The organism is Mesorhizobium sp. M0618 (genome assembly GCF_040320765.1).
GTDB lineage: Bacteria > Pseudomonadota > Alphaproteobacteria > Rhizobiales > Rhizobiaceae > Mesorhizobium.
This window is the reverse complement of sequence record NZ_JAMYQH010000023.1, coordinates 51120-70205: the sequence shown is the minus strand read 5'-3', so window position 1 is coordinate 70205 and position 19086 is coordinate 51120. Positions and strand designations below refer to the sequence as shown.

Below are 19086 nucleotides of genomic sequence, written 5' to 3'. Positions count from 1 at the left end.
TCGCTTATGGAACATGGTGTCAACGACATCGACGCGCTGGTCAGGGAAGAAAAACGCCTGACCGCCGTGGAAAGCCACAGCGAGGCCTGGGCGGAAGGTCTCTCCGCCGGGATAGAGCCCGAGATCATCGCCGAAGCAGCGCTCGAAACAGCCTTCGGCGAGATGTTGCGTGCCAATGGCGAGACCTCGGCCCTTGCCCTGCTCGACCGTATGCGTGAAAAGGTGATTGCTGGCGCCTTCGAACCTGAACGGCTGCGGCACTGAACCGACGTCCGGTTCTTTGACGGGAACATGCCGCTCGGGCGTCATGCCCGGAAGCAGGGAGAAACGGGCAGTGAGTTTTTCGATGTCAGGCAAGCCGTGTGGCTTGATCCTTCGCATCTCCTTCGCCGCTTGCTGTGCCGCGATTCCCCTGCTTGTGTGTCTCGCGAGCAGCCCCGTGTATGCGCTGAGCGAAATCAAGCGCGAAGAGCTCCCCCCGACAGTCACGCCGCCGGCCGACGACGACATGTCGCCCCCCGGAAGCGCCGTGCCAATGCCCAACCCGGTCGGAACGCCGCCGCCGGCCAGCCAGCCGACTGCTCCTGCCGAAGCCGAGCCGGACAGCCCGGCGGATGGCGGCGTGACCAGACCGCGCGTCGATCCGGAAACGCCGGTGCCTGAGGTCGTCTACGATCTCGGCAAGCTGCCGGAACCGGTGCGGCGCATGCACGATCTGATCGTCGAAGCCTGCAAGGGCGGCGATATCGAAAAGCTGCGACCGTTGATCGGCACGGGCGAGAGCATGACACAGATATCGCTGACCGACATAGACGGCGACGCCATCGCCTTCCTCAAGGGCCTCTCCGGCGACCCAGACGGCCAGGAGATTCTGGCCATCCTGGAGGAGGTGCTTAATGCCGGCTACGTCCACCTCGATGCCGGCACGCCACAAGAACTCTATGTGTGGCCGTATTTCTTCGCCCTGCCGCTGGACAAGCTGGACGCCAAGCAGCGGGTCGAGCTCTTCAAGATCGTCACCGCCGGCGATTTCAATGACATGAAGCAGTTCGGCGCCTATATCTTCTACCGTGTCGGCATCACGCCTGCCGGACAGTGGTCGTTCTTCGTCGCCGGGGATTGAGCTTTCTGCCTCTGCCCTTGCGGAGATCCGGGAGCCTAGACGGGCAATGCCTCGGAAAACTCCACCGCTTTGCCCTGGCCTGGCGTGACGATTTCGCCCTCCCACATGACACGTCGGCCTCGAATGACGGTGCCGACCGGCCAACCCGTCACTTCCCTGCCATCATAAGGCGTCCAGCCGGCTTTCGAGCCGGCCTGCGCATTGGTGATCATCTCGCGCCGCATCATGTCTACGATGGTGAAGTCGGCGTCATAGCCGGCGGCGATGCGGCCTTTCCTGGCCATGCCGAAGATCCGCTGCGGGCCATGACTGGACAGGTCGACAAAGCGCTGCAAGGTCAGCCGGCCGGCATTGACGTGGTCGAGCATGATCGGCACCAGCGTCTGCACGCCGGTCATTCCCGACGGTGAGGCCGGATACGGCTTGGCCTTCTCGGCCAGCGTGTGCGGCGCATGGTCGGAGCCGAGCACGTCGACGACGCCTTGGGCAATGCCGTGCCAGACGCCGTCGCGATGGCGGGCGGCGCGCACCGGCGGGTTCATCTGGATCAGCGTGCCAAGGCGTGCGTAGTCGTCGGCGCTTAGCGTCAAATGATGCGGCGTTGCCTCGCAGGTCGCGACATCCTTGTGTTGTTCGAGAAACACAATCTCCTCGGCCGTCGAGATGTGCAGGACATGAATGCGGGCGCGAACGCTGCGCGCGATGCGTACAAGCCGTTCGGTACAGCGTAAGGCGGCGATCTCGTCGCGCCAGACAGGGTGCGATGCCGGGTCGCCCTCGATGCGCTCGCCAAGACGCTCGCGCAGCCGGAATTCGTCTTCCGAATGAAAGGCTGCACGGCGGCGCGTGTTTCTCAGGATCGAGGCGACACCTTCGTCGTCCTCGACCAGCAGATCGCCGGTGGACGAGCCCATGAAAACCTTGATCCCGGCCGCGCCCGGCAATCGCTCAAGCTCGCCGACCTCCTCGGCGTTTTCGCGGGTGCCGCCGACCCAGAAGGCAAAATCGCAATGCATGCGATCCGTGCCGCGCCGAACCTTGTCGGCAAGCGCTGCCTCGCTGGTGGTCAAAGGATTGGTGTTGGGCATCTCGAACACGGTGGTGACGCCGCCAAGCACGGCCGCGCGCGAACCCGTTTCCAAATCTTCCTTGTGCTCCAATCCCGGCTCACGAAAGTGCACCTGGCTGTCGATGACGCCCGGCAGGATATGCAGGCCGCGGCAATCGATCGTCTCGCCCGCCGAGGCCTGGCGGAGATCGCCGATGGCGGCGATGCGCCCGCCCTTCACGCCGATGTCGCGAGCCCCTTCGCCGTCGTGGTTGACCACGGTGCCGCCTGTCAGGATGAGGTCGTAGATCATGGCCATGCTCTCTTGCGGGGGGAGTGCCAGCGGCTTACGTAAAGGCCGACCGTTTTGCAAGATCAGGTTGCTTTTCCGCCCATGCCCTTTGCCCAGCTCAAAGACCGCGCCCTCATTTCCGTATCAGGTCCGGATGCCGAGCATTTTTTGCAAAACATCGTGACCACCGATCTCGACATCCTGGCTCCCGGCGAAGCCAAGCCCGGTGCGCTGCTGACGCCGCAAGGCAAGATCCTGTTCGATTTCCTGATCTCGCGCACCGGCGAGAATGCATTCCGGCTCGAATGCCGTGCCGACATAGCGGACGATTTCATACGCCGGCTGACGCTCTACAAACTGCGCGCCAAGGTCGAGATTGCCAAATCCGATCAGGCATTTGTCACCGTCGCATGGGGACATGAATCAACACCCTCACAATCTGATTCAACGGCAGCCGCCGACACACGCTTTCCGAAGGGTGCCGTCACGCGTTCCTATGGCGAAACAGATGAGCGCAGCGATCTTGCCGCGTGGCAAGCCTTCCGCATTGCCGGCGGCATTGCCGAAAGCGGCAGCGACTACCAACTCGGAGACGCCTTCCCCCACGACGTGCTGCTGGACGAAACCGGTGGCGTCGGCTTCAAGAAGGGCTGCTATGTCGGCCAGGAGGTCGTCTCGCGCATGCAGCATCGCGGCACCGCCAGGCGGCGCGTGCTGATTGTGTCAGCCGACCGGCCCCTGCCCGCGCCCGGCTCTGAGCTGACCGTCGAAGGCAGGCCGGTTGGCACGCTTGGCTCGACTGCCGGCACGGCTGGTCTGGCGATTGTCCGTATCGACCGGATCAAGGCGGCGCTCGAGGCCGATCTGCCGATCATGGCGGCGGACGTTCCAGTTACGCTGGCCATTCCCGGTTGGGCAAAATTCACCTTCCCGCAGGAAGCCGCCAGCGCGGAGGGGGTCTGATGGCGGCCGACCGCGTCGGCGCACCGGCACGCGCCTGGCAGCGCATGCTGTCGGGCCGCCGGCTCGACCTGCTCGACCCCTCGCCGCTCGACATCGAGATTTCAGACATTGCGCATGGGCTCGCCCGCGTTGCCCGCTGGAACGGCCAGACCAGCGGCGAGCATGCTTTTTCGGTTGCCCAGCACTCGCTGCTGGTCGAAGCGCTGTTCCGCGACCTGGTACCCGAGGCTTCGGCCGACGCCCGGCTGGCGGCTCTTCTGCACGACGCCCCCGAATATGTCATCGGCGACATGATCTCACCGTTCAAATCGGTAATGGGCGGCAGCTACAAGGATTGTGAGTTGCGGCTGCAGCGCGCCATCCATCTGCGCTTCTCGCTGCCGGAACCGGGTGCTGCGCTGCGCAAGGAGATCAAGCGCGCCGACCAGATCGCCGCCTATTTCGAGGCAACGCTGCTCGCCGGCTTTTCGACCGCCGAGGCGACCGAGTTCTTCGGCCGGCCGCGCGGCTTCAATGCCGACCGCTTCGATTTCACGCCACGCTCGGTGAGCTGGGCGCAAAATGCGTTCCTGAAGCGGTTTTCCGCGATCGAGACGTCGCGGCACCAGGTTTCGGCGACCGCAATCGGCTAAAAACGCTAAATTAACCGGCGGCGGCCACAATAGCGCGTTCGATCACGGTCCGCAGGCGCGCTCATGCCCGTCGCTGATGCCAAGGATGGTCCGACCATCCCGAAACGGGAGGCCGAAGGCATGGACCACTCCCGCCACATGGAAGACGAACTGCGCGAGCAGAACCAACGCTTTTCGGCTGCGGTCGAGAACATGTCGCACGGCCTGTGCATGTTCGACGCCGACGAGCGGATGATCATCTGCAACGGCAACTACCTGAACATCTTTTGCCTCGAAGCCAGCGTGATAAGGCCCGGCATCCGGTTCCTCGACATTCTGCGCCACAGCGCCGATATCGGCATCGCCTCGCAAACCGCCGACGAACTCTACGCCATCCGCAAGCCCTATATCGATCAGGCAAAGCCGTCGACCTACGAAGAAACACTGTCGGACGGCCGCATCGTCAGCATCTCGCACCGCCCTCTGGCTCTGGGCGGCTGGGTCTCGATCTATGAAGACATCACCGAGCAGCGCCGCGCGCAAGAGGATCTCAAGGAGCAGCACCGCCGCTTCGACGCAGCGCTCGCCAACATGTCGCAAGGCCTGCTGATGTATGACGCCGACGGCAAGATGATCGTGCGCAACGGGCGTTTTCTAGAACTCTACAACGTCACCGCGGCGGACTTCCCGCTTGGAACAACGCACCGCGACGCGCTCGAACGATTGCTGGAGCTCGGCATCTATACGAAGATCGATGTCGACAGCGAAGTCGCCAAGACCGAGGCCTGCCTGGTGGCGAGAAAAATGCACTCGGCCTATCGGCATCTTACCGACGGCAGGACGGTTCTGGTCACCCGCCAGCCGATGAGCGGCGGCGGTTGGGTGGCGACCTTCGACGATGTTACGGAGCGCCGCCGTACCGAAGAGCGCATGACCCATCTTGCGCATCACGATATGCTGACCGGCCTGCCCAACCGCTCGATGTTCCGCGAACGGCTCGACCTTGCGCTGGAGGACACGGCAGCCACGCCGCTGGCGATCTTCTCGCTCGATCTCGATCGCTTCAAGGCGGTCAACGACACCTGGGGACATCCGGCCGGCGACTGGCTTCTGAAGAGCGTGGCCGAGCGACTACAGCGCTGCCTGCATAATGAAAACGACGTCGTCGCCCGCTTCGGCGGCGATGAATTCGTCATCATCCAGTTCAATTTCAAGGGCATTGCCAGTGCTGAAAAACTCGCGAAGCGCATCGTCGAGACAATCGGAAAACCGTTCCGCGACAAGAGCCGCGAGATGCATATCGGAATCAGCCTGGGTATCGCGGTTTTCCCCGACGACGGCCGAGATGCCGACACGCTGCTGAGGAACGCCGATACAGCGCTTTACCGGGCGAAGAGCGAAGGGCGCAATCTGTATCGGTTCTTCGAACCCGGAATGGACGCAATGGTACAGGCACGGCGTGCGCTGGAGGTCGACCTTGAGACCGCGCTGCCGCGCCAGGAGTTCGACCTCGATTTCCAGCCCATCATGAACATCGCATCCGGGGAGATCGTCGGCGCGGAAGCCTTGATGCGCTGGCATTCGCCGACACGCGGCACGGTGGCGCCGGACAGCTTCATTCCGGTCGCCGAAGACACCGGATTGATCGTGCCGCTTGGCGAATGGGCGCTGAGGAAAGCCTGCACGGCGGCGGCCGACTGGCCAGCCGGCCTGCGCGTCGCGGTCAATGCCTCGGCCGTGCAACTTAAAAGCGGCAGCTTCGCCCGCAGCGTCATCTCGGCGCTGGCTTTCTCCGGCGTGCCAGCCGGTCGGTTGGAGCTTGAAATCACCGAAACCGTGCTGATGGACGAAAGCGAGGCGGTGCTAAGGACGCTGCGGCAGTTGCGCGAACTCGGCATCCGTATCGCGCTGGACGATTTCGGCATCGGCTATTCTTCGCTCGGCTATCTCAGGCGTTTTCCCGTCGACAAGATCAAGATCGATCGTTCGTTCATCCACGACCTGGGCAATCGTGACGCCGCGGCGATCGTTCGCACCGTCATCGGGCTGGGCGCCGAGCTTGGCATCACTGTCACCGCCGAGGGGGTCGAGACCGAGGCGCAACTCGACATCCTGCGCGGCAATGGCTGTACAGAGGCGCAGGGCTATCTGATCGGCGTGCCGTCAACGGCCGCCGAGATCCAGCGTCTGTTGAAATCCCGAGCGCTCCACAGCCAGACCGGCTGAGGCCGGCCATCGTCAACGCAGCGTGTCGATGTATTTGCCGTGGAAGCTGACATAGCCGGGCTCGACCACCTTGAGATGCCGCTCGATCAGCGCATGAAACCGCGGCAGTTGATGAAACGGCACGCCTGGATAGGCATGATGCTCGGCATGGAACGGCATGTTCCACGCCAGCCTGCGGACCAGCCAGTTGGTCAGCGTGGTCCTGGTGTTCTCCAGCATGTTGGCGACGAACGGACAACGGCCGTGCTCGGCTAAGAGATAGAGGCGCAGAAACGGCTGCCCCAACAGAGCGGGCAAGATCCAGACATAGAGAAGCACCGAGAGCCGGAAATAGACGGCCAGCAGAAGGACCACGGCGTAAAAGGCAATCATGGCGCGTGCCTCGATGCGCACCTTGTCATAGCCCTTTGGCGGAACGTAGCTTTCCCGGCCGCGGTCCATCGCATTGGCATAAAGCGTCTTGAGGTGGCCCCACCACAAAGGGATGCCGGATATGTGGACGAGATATTGCCGCCATGTCTCCGGTTTGGGGAAGGCCAGTTCCGGGTCGTTCTGCGGGTCCTGCGTGTATCGATGATGGGCGAAATGGAAATAGCGAAACCAGTCCGCCGGCAGCGCGATCGCCAGGCTGCACACCCGCGCCACGGCATCGTTCAGCCATTGCGACTCAAAGGCCGTGCGATGGACCGTTTCGTGCAGCAGCGTGAACAGGAAGACGATGAGGATACCTTGCGGCAGCATCAGCAGTGGCCAGAACGGCACCTTGACGGCGATCAGCGATCCGACGACCACGATCGCGCCCCAATGAGCAGCAAGCTGAACGAGGCCCGCAACATCAGACTTGGCGGTCAGCCGATTGCGCTCCTCCTGCGTCAGCGATGAAATTACGTCACGATGATCCACGTGCTTCGATCCAGACTGGAGCTTGATGAACCCACTGTAGCCAATGAACAACCTTTCCAAAAACGACGATTTCTGCAATCTAGATAAGCTGAACTTATCTATTCGGTGATTATGGCCGTACCTCCCTCTCTCAAAGGGCTTCAAGCTTTCGAGGCTGCGGCCCGTATAGGCAGCTTTGCCGCGGCGGCGGAAGAGCTTTCGGTGTCGGCCGCTGCCGTCAGTCAGCTCATCCGCACGGTCGAGGAGCAGATGGGCCGCAAGCTGTTCCACCGCGTCAACCGGCGCGTCGTCCTCACCGAGGCCGGCGTCGAGATGCTGCCCAGGCTGACCATGGCCTTCCAGGAGATCGGCAGCGTCGCGCGCCAGCTGGGCGGCGATACGTTCCGCCCACGCCTTGTGGTGTCGGTGCCGCCATCCATGGCCATGGGTTGGCTTTCGCAGCGTCTCGCTGGTTTTGCCTCAAGCCATGGCGTCGTCGACATATCGCTCAGAGGCGACGACGACCCGGTGCCGTTCGACCGTGAACTGATCGACATCAGGCTCTCCTATGGGCCGCATTATCGCGAGCACCCGACCGAGGACATCGTCCAGGACGCAGTCTATCCCGTGTGTGCCCCCGGGCTGGCGGACACAATCAAACCCGAGGGCCTGGCCAGCCTGCCGCTTATCCACACGGGCTGGGGACCGACTGGTGCGTCCTTTCCGTCCTGGCACAACTGGTTCGAGGCGGCCGGCATCGAGCCCGGCCGGGCAGCGCAGCGCGGCCTCTCGGCCAACTCATCGCGCGCGGCACTCGACCTTGCCATTTCGGGATTGGGCGTGGCGCTGGCGCAAGGGATCTACTGTGCCGCGGCGCTGGCAGACGGCCGACTTGTCAGGCCCCTCGCCCAGGCACTGGAGCTGCGCCAGCCCTATTGCCTGACGATCCCGGAGCGCAGCGCCAGGCGCGATGTCGTGGCGGCGTTTCGCCTGTGGCTGATCGACGAGTGTCGGCGCGCAGTCGGCTCGCCGGCACTGCGTTGACGTAGTGTGCGGCGATGATCAGAGGTGCCCGCTCAATGCCTCAGCCATGTCCTTGTTTGTCGCCACGGGGATGATCTCGAACTCCACCAGATCCGCCCATTCGATGACCCAACGCTGCAGCAGTGTGACGTCATCGGTCTCCACCAGCAGGAAGCAGCGGCTCATGTCCGCCGCGATCCAACTGTGGTGCACGAGAAGCTCGTCAGGTTTCAGGCGGCCGCGGTCGCGAAAGCGGCGGTAGATCTCCTTGCGATCGCAGCCGGTGAAATCCTCGATGACGATGAACTGCATGTTCTACCCCCGATCAAATTACCGCCCCGGCCGGTCCAGCCGCTCCAGGAACCACTGCGTCAGCCGCACCCAGACCTCGTCCTTCTCGCCGGAATCCTCCCAGCCATGGTCGAGGTTGGGATTGTCGTTGACCTCTATGACGAAGACGCCGTCCTTGGTCTCCTTGAGATCGACTCCATAGAGCCCGTCACCGATGCAGCGCGCCGCCTTCACTGCCGTCTCGACGACATGCGCCGGCGTTTCCTTTAGCGTGAAGGTCTTGATGCCGCCCTGGTCGGGCTTGCCGTTGGCCTTGTGGTTGACGATCTGCCAGTGCTTCTTGGCCATCAGATAGTGCACGGCAAACAATGGCTGGCCGCCGAGCACGCCGACGCGCCAGTCATACTCGGTCGGAATGAATTTCTGCGCGATCAGAAGGTCGGAATCCTCCAGCCATTCGGTGGCCAGCGTCTTCAGTTCCTCGAAATTGGCGCATTTCTTGACGCCGCGCGAGAACGACGAATCCGGGATCTTCAGCACCAGCGGAAAGCCCAGGGTCTGCGCCGCCAGTTCGAGATCCGAGGTGCCGGCGATCATCACCGTCGGCGGCACCGGCACCTTGTTGTAGGCCATCAGCTCGTTGAGATAGACCTTGTTGGTGCAGCGGATCATCGACAGCGGATCGTCGATCACCGGCATTCCTTCCTGCTGGGCGCGGCGGGCGAAACGATAGGTGTGGTTGGAGATCGAGGTGGTCTCGCGGATGAACAGCGCGTCGTAATTGGCGAGCTTGGCGAGGTCCCGTTTGGTGATCGGCTCGATTTCGACGCCCATCTTCTCGGCGATCTTGGCCCAATAGCGCAGCGACGATATCTCCGAGGGCGGCAATTCCTCATGCGGGTCGACCAGCGTGGCGAAGGTGTAGCGCGCCGGCGTGCGGCCCTTGGTGTCGCGCCATTCGCGGTTGGTGTAGGTCTCCAGGCACTGGATGAAGCTTTTTTCCTCGTCCTCGGTCATCCGCGCCAGCGGATGGAAACCGATCTTGCGGATCGAGGCCCATTCGGCGCTGTCCTTGATGTGGACTTCGAGCGCCGGCGCGCGGAACCAGTCGAACAGAAGTTTGGCGAAGCGGTCCCAGATTTTCGACGGGCCGATGCCGAAGAAGATGCAGACCTTTTGCGGAAAAACGTCGCCGAGGTCCTTGCGGCATTTGTTGAGCGCCAGCTCCAGTTCCGGCAGCGCGTGTTCATAGAGCTTGCGCTCCGAAAGGTCGATCATCGTTTCGACCGTCGGGATCACCTTGTGGCCGCGCGAGCTTGCCAGCAGCGACGCATAGTAGCCGCGGCTCTGGTAGGCGTAATTGTTCGACAGGTTGATGACCTTCGGCCGCTGGCCGCGAAACAGTGACGGATGCGCGAGATAGTCGCGATTGGTGATGATCTTGTGCGGTGTCGCCACCTGGTCGAGATCGCTCTGCCTGCCGGTAAGGATGACCCAGGTCATTATCTGTCACGCTTTCCCAGAGTGATGGCGGCACGCAGTCCATCGCGACCGAACTGCGCCATGTTCATGAAGATGCCGTAAGGCACGGGAATGTTGGCTGCATCAAGAATGGTCTCCTGCCTTTCATCCTCGACCCAAGGGTCGTGGATCAGGATATGGTCGCCGTCATCGCCGATCGCCAGCACCCAGTGCGGCACCTTCTTGCCGAACATCAGGAAGCCGCTGATCAGCACCAGCACCAGCTTTCCCCCAGCGATCGCAGCGCGGATATCGTCGATTGTGAATGCACGGTAATTCACCGGGATACCGTAAAGTTCCGCGCGTCGGCGAAAGTCGACCTGGGCCAGTTCCATCACCCTGCGCTTGTCCTCACTGCGCACCGATTGCAGGAACAGCGCGCCATAGAAGGAAACGTAGATCTCCACCGCGAGCCCGCTTTCGTAGCCCGAGACAGCAAGGCCGAATGGCTCGCAACCACCGGGACCCGACATCATGAAGACGGTCGTCGCTTCACGCCACAGGCGGATTTCCATGACCGGATCCGGCACGAAGCCGCGATCGAAATTGGCCATCGCCATCATCAGGCAGCACGGGCCGCAGGTGAATTCGCAGGTCTGCGGGTAGAACGGAACCTTGGTGGCGATCGGAATGTCGCCACGCAAGGTCTTTTCGTAGCGAAGTGCCGTTTCGCCATCCTCATAGTAGCCGGGCTCACGGCCGATCTTGCGATAACCGGCCCGTTCGTAGATGCGGATCGCGCGGCTGTTGTCCTCGCGAACTTCGAGGCGCAGCATCATGCGGTCGTGCTCGAAGGCGGCATCTTCGGCGGATCCGAGCAGCATGCGGCCGACACCCAGTCCGCCGAAAAACGGACTGGTCGCAATCGAGTAGAGGCGCGCCACGCCGCTGCCCTTGCGAAACAGCACGATCGCATAGCCGGCCACGCGGCCATCGACTTCGGCGACCAGCGTCTCGGCGGTTTCACGCTCGATGAACAGGCGGAAGGAGCGGCGGGAAATACGGTCGCTTGAGAAAACAGCTTTCTCGATGGCGGCGAGATCATCGACGTCAGACGCGCGGGCCGTGCGGATCTCGGCAGGCATGCGGCTTCAGAAAACCTCGATTGGTGGTGGAAATGGCCCTACTCGAACACGTCCTTGACGCCAACCAGGGCGTTGGGAAAACCGGCGTCCACCTGGGCGCACGAAGTCCGCTCCACCACCTTGAATCTTCGCCTCGTATTTCCAAAAACCGTTTCCGATTTTCGGGGCGATGCGACGGCATTCATCAAGCGCTATCGCACCTCGATTAGGGCCGAATTGTGACAAATCCGACGCCGGCCCGACGGGCGCAAAAGGTCCTTCGGCCGGATCAGCATTCTTGGATCGACGGCACCGGCAAAAGCGATGCCGTTCAGCTTGCCAGCCCGTTTACAAGTTGCGTGTAGGCGCTCCTCGCGACCTCGGCCAGCCGCTCGCGTGGCAAAGAGCCGACCACGGCGCAGCCATAGCCCTTGTCCAGCCAATAGACGGCCTCGGGTCCGTCTTGCGTGGCCGCGTAGGTGCCCCTGGCATTCTCCGTCGATTCCGTGGTGACGAACAGCGATATACGCTGCCCATTCCCGTCCTCGTAAAGCAGCATGGCGGCCTTGCTCTCGCCTGCCGGCAACAGCCGGCCGCCGACCAGCTGGAATCCGTCGGCGGTCAGGTCCGGCGCCACCAGCTTCAGCCCTATCCGGTTGGACAGCCAGGTCTGCAGATGGTCCTTGTCGCTGGCCGGCACCTCGACGGCATGCCGCTTTTCGGCGGCATAGATGACATGGGCCGCGATTGCCTGCTCGGCCAGCCGATCTTCCGCCGGGTCCTCCTGGCCGATGCCATCGATGCCGGCAAAGTAGCCACCAAGTCCGCCAGTGACCAGAAGCACGGCGGCAGCAGCGGCAAGCCACCAGCGTGAGCGTGGCACAGATGCCTTGACCGGCGTCTCGCCAAGCACGACCTTGCGCAACCGCGCAGGCACGGCTTCGTCCAGCACGTCGGCGAAGGCGGCACGCAGCGCCGCTCGGTCGGCGGTGAAACGGGCGCTCTTGGCCTTCATCTCGGGATTGGCGTCGAGCCAGGCATCGTAGGCCGAGCGCTCATCGCCGGGCAGCTCGCCATCGAGCGCCATGTGGATGTCACGTTCGGAAAAGTCGCGGCGGATCATTTCTCGACGATCCTTATCGCCCGGCGGCGCGCCGTGTCGTCCAGCAACCCGCGCAATTCCTCACGCCCGCGCGCAATGCGCGACATCAGCGTGCCCGCAGGCACGCCCAGAATGTTGGCGGCTTCGGCATAGGAAAAACCTTCGATGGCAACCATGACAAGGGCTGCGCGACGGTCGGGGCTGATCGCCTGCAATGCGTCGATGATCTCGCGCGAGGCAATGCTCTCCATCTGCTCGGCCGGCTGGGCAACGGCCTCGCCCGCCTCCAGCGGCAGCATCGCCGCCTCGCCGCGGCGGTTCACCTTGCGCATCTGATCGATGAACAAATGATGCATGATCGTAAACAGCCACCTCCTGGGGCTTTCTCCTGTCTGCCAATTGTCGAGCCGCACAAGCGCCCGCTCGAGGCAATCCTGAACAAGGTCGTCGGCTGCGTCGCGGTCGCGCAAAAGCGAGCGTGCGTATCGGCGCAGGCGCGGTATTTCGCCAAGGATTGCTGCCTTCTTTTCGTCCATGACCGCTGGTTTTCGAGGTCGCCCTTGTTGATCCGATTGAACGCGCCTTCCGGGCGCGGCGCAAGCGGCCAGCGCGAAGCGGTCCGCCGCTCCGGTCACCCAAGCAATGAGATAACGCTGGCTGGTGCCGATTTATTCCCGACCGGAAGGCAGCGGCAAATCGATTGCTTAGATACGTAAAATATGCACAATAGGTGAAATACGTATGAGGACCACCCGATGAAGCAGTTCACCTTTTCAGACATGAACCGGGCGTCCGGCGAAATTCTCGAAACGGCAATGATCGAGCCTGTCGCTCTCACGAAACGTGGCAAGGAGAAGCTGATCATCCTGTCAGCCACCCAATACCGGCAGCTCGTCAGTTCGCCTCATGCCGTAGCCTACACGCTTGAGGACGCGCCGGACGAGATCCACGATGAACTCATGTCCGGATTGGAGGCCATCACAACCGGCGACAAGCCGGATGCTTAAGCCCGGCGATTTGCTTCGATACTACTATCTATGGGCGCGGTAGGCTGATGTCGGCGAGGAGTCCGGCCGCAAGGCGCGGCCCGTCTGCATTGTGGTTAGAACGCCGGCAACGCCTGCCGCACTCTTCTTGTTTCCGCTCACTTCGCAAAAGCCCGACCAGTCCCACACGCATGTTGCCGTGAGCGAAATCGAGTGCCGCAGAGGTGGGCTCGATTTTCCGTCGTGGCTGATTCTAGACGAGTACAACCGCGTACAAGTCGACGAAGCTTATGATCTGGTCACGACGAAGCCAATAGGCTCCTTCAGCCCGGCGTTTGTCCGCAAGATCGCGGGCCTCATCAAAGAGGCAGTCGTACAACGCCGCGTGCGTGGCACCATCCGAAAATAGCGAATAGGCGGTCCATGAACCGGTAAGAACTGTTCACGGAAGCAAGCGTGTCATCCCTCCTTCGCCGCCCGCGTCAGCAGCCGCTGATAAAACAGTCCGATGCCGATCAGCACCGCGCCGAGGCCGATGAAGGACAGCGCCCTGAGCACGCCCTCCAACTCCGACATGTCGAAGATGAAGACTTTCAGCACGGCGATCGCGATCAGCGCGGCCGAGGCAATTCGCAGCACCTGCGACTTCAGCCAGACGCCGGCGGTGAGCAGCGCCACACCGATGACCAGCCAAAGCGCCGAGTAGGTGTAGGTTTCCAGCTGGCCGAGGCCGCTCCACAAGCCGATGAACTCGCCCTTGAAAAGACGCCTCACCGAGAGCGTGGCATAGGCGAAGGCAAGCGCGGCAGCCACCACAGCCAGCATCTGGGCATACCATTTCGGCCGCTTGTCCCTGGTGTAGAGCGCCAGTCCCCCGGCGGCGATCGCCGGCAGGAGATAGGCGAGGAACAACAGGTTGAACACCGGGATGCGGCCGGTCGATTCGTCGGTGAACAATGGGTTCAGCAAGACGAAATGCCTGACAACGATGAAGGCGACCGAGGCCACACCGGCGGCCATCGAACCATAGCGCAGCACCGAGCTTGGCGAGCGCATGTCGATGGCGACCAGGATGGCGCCGGCACCGATGGCGATCAGCGTGTAGATCGACTGTTCGGCGAGCGTCATGGCACCCGTGTCGATGACGCCGCCGTGCATGGCGTGGCGCACCAGCATGGCGAGCGTGAGCAGCGCAAACAGCGCCGCAGCCGCCTCCATGGCAAGGCGCGGCCGGCCATTCGTGGTGCGGGCGAGCTGCCAGGCGGCGAAGCCGAAGGCCAGCGCCGGCACGCCGTAGCCGGGCAACAGCCAGTTGAAGACCGGTGTCCTCGACAGGAACCCGGCGCCGACAATGGTCGGGTCGAAAGCGACGCGGCCAAGCACCGCGATCACAGCGCCGACCGAAATCCAGCCGAGCACCGGATAGGCGCGCCGGCGCGTGGCCAGCGCCGGCACGATGGCCGCCGCACCGAGCAGGATGGTGGTCCAGCCGGAATCGAAAGCCATATGCATGAGCAGGAGCCCGGCGATGGCCGCGCCGCCCAGGGCAAACGACACCGCGACACCGCCCTTGAGCGGCGGCTCCTCGGCCCGCGCGATCCACTCGCCACCGGCGGCGAAAATGACGACCAGCAGTGCCGCCGCGGCAGCGTAGACAAAGTCACGGTCGAGATTGCCGAAAGTGAACCAGAGCGCCAGCAGGACGACCAGCGGGACGATGACGCCCCACGCTGCCCATGAGGCCGCGCGGATCTGCGTGCCGGCGGCGAACCGGCGTGCGGCCCAGAAGCCGGCGCCGATGAAAACCAGGCCAAGTACGATGCCGATGCGCAAGGTCAGCGCGTTGGACGTGGCCACCGGCAGTCCGTCTACGCCCAGGGCACCGCCCGAAAAATCGGAAGCGATCGAGGTTGGCGGGATGATGCCGAGATAGATCAGCACCATGACCAGTCCCGCGGCATAGAGGAGCGGCAGCGCCAGCGGACTATAAAGCGCGACAGCCACCATTGCGGCGATCACCACCGCGCCCGGCAAGGCATCGCCGGCGGCTGCAAAGACCGGGTCGACCGACAGGCCAAGCGCCGAGAATGCGATGAACAAGCCAGGCACGATAGACGGCCAGTCGAAAACCCTGGCCGGCCCGGTTTCATCGCCACGGCGAGCGAGCCAGACAAGGGCCAGCACAGCCAGCGTGACGGCGTCGATGAACAGGATGGCGGAGAGGTTCGCCCCCCGCGCATCGGTCATGTAAAGGATGGTCCAGACACCGGTGCCGAAAAAGGCCGCCGGCATCAGCGACGTCCAGGCGCGCATGCGGGCGATGACGCCGGTGGCGGCGAGCACGATCGCGAGATAGCCGAACAGCGCCCAGGGATTGGGCGCCTGCGAGGCGACCAGCACCGGCGTCACCATGGCACCGACGAGACCGATGCCGGCCAGCGCCTGGCCATGGACGAGGGCTGCCGCGATCGTCGCCACGCCGATGACGCCGAGCAGCGTGAAAGCGAGTGCCGGGCCTATGAAGCCGTAAATGCCATGCGCGGCATAGACGGTGCCGAACAGGATGAAGGCACCGGCAGCAGTCAGGATTGCTGGAATATAAGCGCCGGCGGCCCCTTGCACCGGCACCTTGAAGCCGGTGCGCCGGATGAACTCGCCGCCGGCGACCAGCACCAGGCCGAGCACGCCGGCCATGGCCAGCCGCACGCCGGGACCGAAAATGCCGGCTTCAATGGTGTAGCGGATCAGGAACAGGCCGCCCAGCGCCAGTGCGATGCCGCCAACCCAGACCGCCCAGCGGGTGGCGAGCGCGGTTTCGACATCGGATTGGCGGGCGGCTTTCGCCGCTCCGGGAAGCTCCGCGGTATCCACCGCCTTCGGTGCAGGTTCTGGAGCGGTCCACGGCCCGGAGACGATCTCGCCGGTCGAGTCTTCCGTGTCCGTGGCTGGCGCCGGGGCGGTGACTGATGCGCTTACCTCCGGCGGAACGATATCGGTCGCAGCCGCTGCGTCCGGAGCCATGTCGGCGGGCGCGTTGTCGTCCACCTGTTCGGACGACTGGGCCGCAGGCGGCACGGCACCGGAAAGGACCAGGCTGCGCAGCGCGCCAAGCTCGCGCTCGACAAGGCCGATGCGGCTCTGCTGGCGCGAAATGATGACGAACAAAGCGATGATGGCGACAAGGCCGATCAGGCTTTCAAACATGGCGGTTCCCCCAAACCAGGCCAGTTTTCACTGACATTCGTCGTACTGACATTCAAATGCGGCGGCCAAGCGGCCAGAAAATCCAAGCTCGGAAAACTCAATGCGCCGCCAGTCAACGCGCCGCCAGATTGGCGGCCGGAAAGATCGAGCATGTTTCGGTGCCGAAAGCCAGCAGCTTGCCGCCGGCATCCTTCAACGTCGCTTCCGACACCGCCAACGTGCGGCCCTTGTGAACAACCCTGCCCTCGCACACCACCTCGCCGGTCCTCGGCGTGATGGGACGCGTCAAATTCACCTTGAACTCCGCCGTCGTATAGGCCTCGCCCTTTTCGAGCAGCGTCTGCACGGCACAGGCCAGTGCCGAATCGAGCAGCGTCGCCGCCCAGCCGCCATGTACGCTGCCCAGCGGATTGAGATGGCGCTCGCTCGGCATGCCACGAAAGACAGCGCGCCCTTCCGAGACTTCGGTGAGAGTGAAATTCAGCTGAAAGGAAATCGGCGGCGCCGGATACTTGCCGTCGACGATGCGCTGCAGCAATTCCAAACCGGTGTATTTCAGGATGTCGGCGTGCGGAATGGTGCCGAGGCCGAGCGGTGAGACCCGGCCAGGATAAAGTTCGACCTCGCTCATGTGATGATTTCTCTGGCTGCGTCCTCGCCAGCTATGGCCTTGCCGCGCGCGTGATGTTTGCGCAAGGCGGCGAGGAAGCCGGTACGAGCGTCTGGCGGCTCGAAGCCGCGCGGCTCATAGACATGGCGGTTGAAGAAGAAGCCGGTGAGCCGGAAGGCGTCCTCGACCGCTGCCGCATCGGCGCGCAGGCCGGAGCCGCGCTGCAGGAAAGCCGGCAGAGCCAGCATCTTGTCGCGCCAAGGCAAACCGGCTTCGCGCGATACCGCGCGTCCCGACTTCGGCGAGACATAGGCCAGATCCTGTCGCGTGCCGGTGGCGGCACATTGACTGAGATCGAGGCCGAAGCCGAGTTCGTCCAGCACCAGAAGCTCGAAGCGCGCCACCAGTTCGCCGGCAATTTCGGCATCGTCGAGATGGACGATCATTACGGCAAGCGTTTCGTAAAGACCTTCGTGCGCATCGCGCTCGGGCAGCAGGCGCAGATGCGCGGCCATGGTCTGCAAGCCGTAGACGGCGACGGCGCTGTCCATCAGCCGGGCCGCGTTCATCTCGATCGCTTCGGCCTGGAACGTGCCGAGGTGCTCGTCAAGGCGCGCTCGCCACAACAGGTCGACACGGTTGCCGGGCTGGAGAACAGGCTGCTGCTTGCGCGAACGGCCGCCGCGAACAAGGCCGAGATGACGGCCATGCGCTCGCGTCAACACCTCGAGAATGGCGCTGGTTTCGCCATGCTTGCGGGTGCCGAGAATGATTCCCTCGTCGCGCCATTCCATTTCAGGAGCTTTTCACCGATCGGGTGGCGAAATCAAGGTATCGGCTTGGCCCTGGGTAACTCTCATGCCAATGGCATAAAAACCGCCCGCAGCGATGTGCTGCGGGCGGGCTGGTGAGGTCAGTCGATCTGTTAGAAATTGCGCTGGAAGCGAACGATGCCGCCGACGCTGCTCTTCTTGTCGGCCTTGGTCCAGTTGTTGAAGTCGAAGTCGTCGAATTTTCCTGCATTGAGGTAATCGACTTCGGCCGTGATCGTGTAACCGGGGACGATGGTGTAGGCAACGTTGGCCGCGACGCCGAGGTTCTTCCAGTCGTCATAGGAGACCTGGGCGTTGAACGAGGTCTTGTCGTTGAACTTGTAGGTGCCGCCGCCCCAGATCGCCCAGTTTCCGCCCCATGGCTTGTATTGGGTACGGCCTGTGCCGAAGTCGTTGATGTTATCGTTGGTGCCATAGCCGCCCATGACGAACAGCGTCAGTTCCTTGCTGACGTTGACGTCCAGACGGACCTTGCCGGACACTTCCTCATAGTTGCTGTCATAGGCCACGACGCCGGTGATCGCACCCCAGTCGCCCTTGTACTTCAAACCGCCGACAACATGCGGAACGTAGCTGTCGATGGTGTTGACGGCTGTGCCTTCTTCGAGCGAGACCACGCCCGTGAAGCCGCTGCCAGCGTCGAAGTAGTAGCTGATGAGGTTGGTATCCTTGATACCGTACGGGATGAGCGTGTCCTGGATGACATTGCCGGCATAGCCGATGAACTGGTCGTATACCGTTTCATCCTTGCCGACCCGCAGGCCACCGAGCTGAATCCAGGCGAAATTCAGCGAAGTCTTGCTAGTTCCATCTGCCTTGTTATTGCCGGCCTGCCAGCCAGTGGAGGAGCTTCCATCATAGTCCCCGCTGCTGTTGCCGAATTGAAAGCGGGTCTCGGTAAAGGTTTTCAACGTGCCGAGTTCGGTTTCCTGACCGGTATAAGTCCTCAGCGTGAAGCGCATGTTCTTGTAATAGGTGTCGTGGCTATCGCCGTCCATGTGATCGGGAACGTTGTTGACACCATCCAGCGTGCCGGAATCGCCGACGCCCATGTCGTAGCGGAGGTAGCCGCCGATGCGCAGGCAGGTCTCGGTGCCCGGAATGTAGAAGTAGCCGGCACCGTAGACGTCGCAGATCTTGACGTATTCGGCTGGTTCCGGTTCGGCGACGACGACAGCGTCGGCGGCGCGCGCGCCGCTGACCGCGATGAGGGCCGCGGCTGAGCCGAGAAGGAGGCTCTTGATGTTCATTTTCTGACCTCTCCAGTCATAGTTATAAATGGCTTCGGATTTGTGGCTGGCGGCAAT

19 protein-coding genes are annotated in these 19086 nt (G+C 62.9%); 8 read left to right on the top strand and 11 right to left on the bottom strand.

The window, feature by feature from the left end; translation table 11 throughout:
• The first annotated feature begins 6 nt into the window (after positions 1-6).
• A complete protein-coding gene (locus NKJ04_RS22965) occupies positions 7-264 on the top strand; it encodes a hypothetical protein (protein WP_008874920.1) in 258 nt (85 codons plus the stop codon).
• Between the two features lie 70 nt (positions 265-334).
• Positions 335-1123, top strand: coding sequence for a hypothetical protein (locus tag NKJ04_RS22960; protein WP_023812890.1), 789 nt, complete (start codon positions 335-337; stop codon positions 1121-1123).
• A gap of 35 nt (positions 1124-1158) precedes the next feature.
• On the opposite strand, the gene NKJ04_RS22955 is transcribed toward NKJ04_RS22960, so the two are convergent.
• Positions 1159-2490 carry a dihydroorotase gene (locus NKJ04_RS22955; protein WP_352677455.1) on the bottom strand — a complete coding sequence of 444 codons (1332 nt, stop codon included), beginning with the start codon at positions 2488-2490 and terminating at the stop codon, positions 1159-1161.
• A gap of 75 nt (positions 2491-2565) precedes the next feature.
• Here NKJ04_RS22955 and ygfZ point away from each other — a divergent pair, with 75 nt between their 5' ends.
• From ygfZ to NKJ04_RS22940, 3 genes are all read left to right on the top strand, one after another.
• Positions 2566-3426: a CAF17-like 4Fe-4S cluster assembly/insertion protein YgfZ gene (ygfZ, locus tag NKJ04_RS22950; protein ID WP_352550598.1), complete on the top strand. Its 861-nt coding sequence runs from the start codon at positions 2566-2568 to the stop codon at positions 3424-3426.
• Positions 3426-4058, top strand: a complete 633-nt coding sequence (locus NKJ04_RS22945; RefSeq protein WP_352550600.1) for an HD domain-containing protein — start codon at positions 3426-3428, stop codon at positions 4056-4058. The genes ygfZ and NKJ04_RS22945 overlap by 1 nt, the downstream gene beginning before the upstream one ends.
• Before the next feature lie 63 nt (positions 4059-4121).
• On the top strand, positions 4122-6263 hold the full coding sequence (locus NKJ04_RS22940) for a putative bifunctional diguanylate cyclase/phosphodiesterase (protein ID WP_352677454.1): 2142 nt from the start codon (positions 4122-4124) through the stop codon (positions 6261-6263).
• 12 nt (positions 6264-6275) lie between these two features.
• On the opposite strand, the gene NKJ04_RS22935 is transcribed toward NKJ04_RS22940, so the two are convergent.
• Entirely contained in the window at positions 6276-7166 is an 891-nt protein-coding gene (locus NKJ04_RS22935) for a fatty acid desaturase family protein (protein WP_352443175.1), read from the bottom strand.
• Between the two features lie 111 nt (positions 7167-7277).
• On the opposite strand from NKJ04_RS22935, the gene NKJ04_RS22930 reads away from it, so the two are divergent.
• Entirely contained in the window at positions 7278-8189 is a 912-nt protein-coding gene (locus NKJ04_RS22930; RefSeq protein WP_128303041.1) for a LysR substrate-binding domain-containing protein, read from the top strand.
• 18 nt (positions 8190-8207) lie between these two features.
• Here the strand turns inward: NKJ04_RS22930 and NKJ04_RS22925 are convergent, their stop codons facing one another.
• From NKJ04_RS22925 to NKJ04_RS22905, 5 genes are all read right to left on the bottom strand, one after another.
• Positions 8208-8480: a DUF3303 domain-containing protein gene (locus NKJ04_RS22925; RefSeq protein ID WP_127268533.1), complete on the bottom strand. Its 273-nt coding sequence runs from the start codon at positions 8478-8480 to the stop codon at positions 8208-8210.
• Positions 8481-8498: 18 nt separating this feature from the next.
• Positions 8499-9962, bottom strand: coding sequence for a RimK family ATP-grasp domain-containing protein (locus NKJ04_RS22920; protein WP_023812882.1), 1464 nt, complete (start codon positions 9960-9962; stop codon positions 8499-8501).
• On the bottom strand, positions 9962-11065 hold the full coding sequence (locus tag NKJ04_RS22915) for a peptidase C39 family protein (protein WP_127257394.1): 1104 nt from the start codon (positions 11063-11065) through the stop codon (positions 9962-9964). The genes NKJ04_RS22920 and NKJ04_RS22915 overlap by 1 nt, the downstream gene beginning before the upstream one ends.
• Before the next feature lie 310 nt (positions 11066-11375).
• Complete coding sequence (locus NKJ04_RS22910; protein ID WP_352677453.1) at positions 11376-12167, bottom strand: anti-sigma factor family protein; 792 nt, start codon at positions 12165-12167, stop codon at positions 11376-11378.
• Positions 12164-12682, bottom strand: a complete 519-nt coding sequence (locus NKJ04_RS22905; RefSeq protein WP_023812879.1) for an RNA polymerase sigma factor — start codon at positions 12680-12682, stop codon at positions 12164-12166. Before NKJ04_RS22905 ends, NKJ04_RS22910 begins: the two co-directional genes overlap by 4 nt.
• Positions 12683-12901: 219 nt before the next feature.
• On the opposite strand from NKJ04_RS22905, the gene NKJ04_RS22900 reads away from it, so the two are divergent.
• Positions 12902-13153, top strand: a complete 252-nt coding sequence (locus tag NKJ04_RS22900; protein ID WP_023812878.1) for a type II toxin-antitoxin system Phd/YefM family antitoxin — start codon at positions 12902-12904, stop codon at positions 13151-13153.
• A gap of 178 nt (positions 13154-13331) precedes the next feature.
• A complete protein-coding gene (locus NKJ04_RS22895) occupies positions 13332-13541 on the top strand; it encodes a hypothetical protein (protein WP_352677452.1) in 210 nt (69 codons plus the stop codon).
• 50 nt (positions 13542-13591) lie between these two features.
• Here the strand turns inward: NKJ04_RS22895 and NKJ04_RS22890 are convergent, their stop codons facing one another.
• The 4 genes from NKJ04_RS22890 to NKJ04_RS22875 form a co-directional block, all read right to left on the bottom strand.
• Entirely contained in the window at positions 13592-16336 is a 2745-nt protein-coding gene (locus NKJ04_RS22890; RefSeq protein WP_352677451.1) for a DUF2339 domain-containing protein, read from the bottom strand.
• A 112-nt stretch (positions 16337-16448) separates the two neighbouring features.
• Positions 16449-16967: a PaaI family thioesterase gene (locus NKJ04_RS22885; RefSeq protein ID WP_023812876.1), complete on the bottom strand. Its 519-nt coding sequence runs from the start codon at positions 16965-16967 to the stop codon at positions 16449-16451.
• Positions 16964-17740: a DNA repair protein RecO gene (gene recO / locus NKJ04_RS22880; protein WP_352677450.1), complete on the bottom strand. Its 777-nt coding sequence runs from the start codon at positions 17738-17740 to the stop codon at positions 16964-16966. Before recO ends, NKJ04_RS22885 begins: the two co-directional genes overlap by 4 nt.
• 131 nt (positions 17741-17871) lie before the next feature.
• Positions 17872-19029, bottom strand: coding sequence for a porin (locus NKJ04_RS22875; protein WP_352677449.1), 1158 nt, complete (start codon positions 19027-19029; stop codon positions 17872-17874).
• Positions 19030-19086: the final 57 nt, after the last annotated feature.

Excerpts from the sequence above, each read along its gene's own strand:
- NKJ04_RS22965 (WP_008874920.1), top strand. The coding sequence starts at position 7 with ATGGAACATGGTGTCAACGACATCGACGCGCTGGTCAGGGAAGAAAAA.
- NKJ04_RS22955 (WP_352677455.1), bottom strand. The coding sequence starts at position 2,490 with ATGGCCATGATCTACGACCTCATCCTGACAGGCGGCACCGTGGTCAAC.
- ygfZ (WP_352550598.1), top strand. The coding sequence starts at position 2,566 with ATGCCCTTTGCCCAGCTCAAAGACCGCGCCCTCATTTCCGTATCAGGT.
- NKJ04_RS22945 (WP_352550600.1), top strand. The coding sequence starts at position 3,426 with ATGGCGGCCGACCGCGTCGGCGCACCGGCACGCGCCTGGCAGCGCATG.
- NKJ04_RS22940 (WP_352677454.1), top strand. The coding sequence starts at position 4,122 with ATGCCCGTCGCTGATGCCAAGGATGGTCCGACCATCCCGAAACGGGAG.
- NKJ04_RS22930 (WP_128303041.1), top strand. The coding sequence starts at position 7,278 with ATGGCCGTACCTCCCTCTCTCAAAGGGCTTCAAGCTTTCGAGGCTGCG.
- NKJ04_RS22925 (WP_127268533.1), bottom strand. The coding sequence starts at position 8,480 with ATGCAGTTCATCGTCATCGAGGATTTCACCGGCTGCGATCGCAAGGAG.
- NKJ04_RS22920 (WP_023812882.1), bottom strand. The coding sequence starts at position 9,962 with ATGACCTGGGTCATCCTTACCGGCAGGCAGAGCGATCTCGACCAGGTG.
- NKJ04_RS22915 (WP_127257394.1), bottom strand. The coding sequence starts at position 11,065 with ATGCCTGCCGAGATCCGCACGGCCCGCGCGTCTGACGTCGATGATCTC.
- NKJ04_RS22910 (WP_352677453.1), bottom strand. The coding sequence starts at position 12,167 with ATGATCCGCCGCGACTTTTCCGAACGTGACATCCACATGGCGCTCGAT.
- NKJ04_RS22905 (WP_023812879.1), bottom strand. The coding sequence starts at position 12,682 with ATGGACGAAAAGAAGGCAGCAATCCTTGGCGAAATACCGCGCCTGCGC.
- NKJ04_RS22900 (WP_023812878.1), top strand. The coding sequence starts at position 12,902 with ATGAAGCAGTTCACCTTTTCAGACATGAACCGGGCGTCCGGCGAAATT.
- NKJ04_RS22890 (WP_352677451.1), bottom strand. The coding sequence starts at position 16,336 with ATGTTTGAAAGCCTGATCGGCCTTGTCGCCATCATCGCTTTGTTCGTC.
- NKJ04_RS22885 (WP_023812876.1), bottom strand. The coding sequence starts at position 16,967 with ATGAGCGAGGTCGAACTTTATCCTGGCCGGGTCTCACCGCTCGGCCTC.
- recO (WP_352677450.1), bottom strand. The coding sequence starts at position 17,740 with ATGGAATGGCGCGACGAGGGAATCATTCTCGGCACCCGCAAGCATGGC.
- NKJ04_RS22875 (WP_352677449.1), bottom strand. The coding sequence starts at position 19,029 with ATGAACATCAAGAGCCTCCTTCTCGGCTCAGCCGCGGCCCTCATCGCG.